This is a genomic window from Geminicoccus flavidas (assembly GCF_009806515.1).
GTDB classification, from domain to species: Bacteria; Pseudomonadota; Alphaproteobacteria; order Geminicoccales; family Geminicoccaceae; genus Geminicoccus; species Geminicoccus flavidus.
The window spans coordinates 1-2,330 of record NZ_WUJP01001031.1; the positions used below are offsets into that span (position 1 = coordinate 1).

Annotated in this window: 2 protein-coding genes; both read right to left on the reverse strand. The window is 73.6% G+C overall.

Going from position 1 to position 2,330, the window contains the following annotated elements:
• The coding region (locus tag EQG76_RS29605) for a beta-ketoacyl [acyl carrier protein] synthase domain-containing protein (protein ID WP_200841238.1) at positions 1-891 on the reverse strand (891 nt) is incomplete at its 3' end.
• On the reverse strand, positions 878-2,330 hold a 1,453-nt coding region (locus EQG76_RS29610; protein WP_159718842.1), incomplete at its 5' end, for a KR domain-containing protein. The genes EQG76_RS29605 and EQG76_RS29610, both read right to left, overlap by 14 nt.

The following is a 2,330-nucleotide window of genomic DNA, read 5'->3' on the forward strand; positions in this document are numbered from 1 at the left end:
CAGCACCAAAGCCCGAGCCCGCACCCCAGCTCCCGCTCGACGCAAAACCACCACGCCACAGCCCTCGGCGCGGACATAGCCGTCGGCGCCGGCGGAGAACGGCTTGCAGCGGCCATCCGCAGCGAGCATCCGCGCCTTGGAGAAGTTGATGGTGAGCTCGGGCGAGAGGATCAGGTTCACGCCCGCGGCCAGCGCCACCTCACACTCGCCGGCGCGCAGGGACTGGATCGCCAGATGGAGGGCCACCAGCGAGGACGAGCAGGCGGTGTCGACCACCAAAGTCGGGCCATGGGTGCCCAGGCTGTAGGCCAGCCGGCCGGCAGCAGCACTCGGCGCATTGCCGATGCTGGCATAGGCGTCGATCCACTCCGCACCCCGGCCGGCACCCAGCAGCGTGCCATAGTCGTTAGTGCTCAGGCCCACGAAGATGCCGAGCTTCTTGCCGAACAATGAGTCCGGCGCGATCCCGGCATCCTCCAGCGCATGCCAGCTGGTTTCCAGCAGCAGGCGATGCTGGGGATCGAGCGCCTCCGCCTCCCGGCGGGTGATGGCGAAATGGGCGGCGTCGAACTGGTCGATCCCCCGCAAGAAGCCGCCCCACCGGGACGATATCTTGCCGGGGCGGTCGGGGTCCGGGTCGTACCAGGCATCGATGTCCCAGCGCTCCGGCGGGACCTCGGTGATCGCGTCGCGGCCTGTGGCGATCTGCTCCCAGTAGCCGTCGGCATCGTCCGCCCCGGGGTAGCGGCAGGCGAGGCCGGTCACGGCGATGGGCGTGCGGGCGGCACCTTCGGCAGCGGCGAGCCTGGACTGCAGGTCGCGGATCATCGCGAGGGCGCGCCGCGCGGCGGCAACGCCAGCCTGGTTCAGGTCGCGTTCAGTAGCCGGCACGGAGCAGCTCCTGTTCCAGTTCGTCGATGACCGAGGCGTCGTCGGCCGGTGCCGCGTGCGCCGGGCCGGCCGGTGGCGGTGGAGGCACGGGCGGCGGCTCGGTCCAGAGGGTCGCGAGATGGGCGGTCAGCAGCTCGACCGACGGGTGGTCCAGCACCAGTGTCGGCGGGAGCGGGCGGGCCAGTGCGCGGACCAGGGCGTTGCGCAGTTCCACCGCCATCAGGGAATCGAGGCCCAGCTCGGTGAGCGGCCGGGCCGGGTCGAGCGGCAGGTCGCCCAGCTCCAGCACCTGGCAGGCATGGTGCCGGACCAGCTCCTCCAGGCGGAAGCGACGCTCGCTAGCGGGCAGCCCGTCCAGGTCGACGACCGGTTCCCCGGCCGCCGTGGCGGCGGCCACCGCGGCGGCGGGCAGCACCGCGGCTTCGAGCGTGGTGCCGCACAGGAGTTCGCCCAGCGCTTCCAGGGCCGCCGCCGGTGCGATCGCGGCCCCGGCACGGCCGGCGGCCATGCCCGAGCCGGACCAGGCGGCCCAGTCGACCAGCAGTGCCGGCAGGCCGTCCGCCTGCCGGCGGCGGGCGAGTGCGGCCAGCGCGGCGTTGGCGGCTGCATAATTGGCTTGGCCGACGGCACCGGCGGGTCCGGCCAGCGAGCCGAACAGGACGAAATGGTCGAGCGCTGCGGTGCGGGTTAGGCGGTCCAGGACCAGGGCACCTTCGAGCTTGGGGCGCAGGGTCGTGGCCAGGCGCTCTGGTGTCTGGGCGGCCAGGATCCCGTTGTCCAGCGCGCCGGCCAGGTGGAACACGCCCTTCAGCGGACGGTCGAGCCTGGCCAGTGCCGCCGCGACGGCGGGCTCGTCGGCGATGTCGACCCCGGTCACCCGAACCCGGGCGGCCGGCAGGGTGATCGGCTGCGGGCGGCGGGCCAGCACCAGGAGGTGGCGGGCACCGTTCTCCGCGAGCCAGCCCAGCAGCGCCCGGCCCAGCGCACCGGTGCCGCCGGTGACGAGATAGGTGGCGTCGGGGCGGAAACGGGGGCGGCGCAGCACCAGCTTGCCGACATGGCGCGCGGCTTCCAGCTCGCGCACCACCTCGGGCAGGCGGGCGAGCGGCAGCGGGCGGACCGGGATCGGCGGCAGGCTGCGGTCGGCCAACCCGGCCAGGACCTGGTCGAGCATGGCGCCGACCCGGGCCGGGTCGGTGGTGATCAGCCGGTCGAGCGCCAGGATCTCGTAGTGGATGTCGGGGCGCCGCGCCCTGGCCGCCGCATCGCTCCAGATCCCGGCCCGGCCCAGCTCGACGAAGCGGCCGCCCGGCGCCACCAGGTCAAGGGAGGCCGGGATGGCGTCGCCGGTCAGGCAGTTGATCAGGCGGTCGACCGGCCGGGTGGCGGTGAAGCCCAGGCTGCGCGAATCGTGGATCTCGATGTCGCCGAAGGTGCGC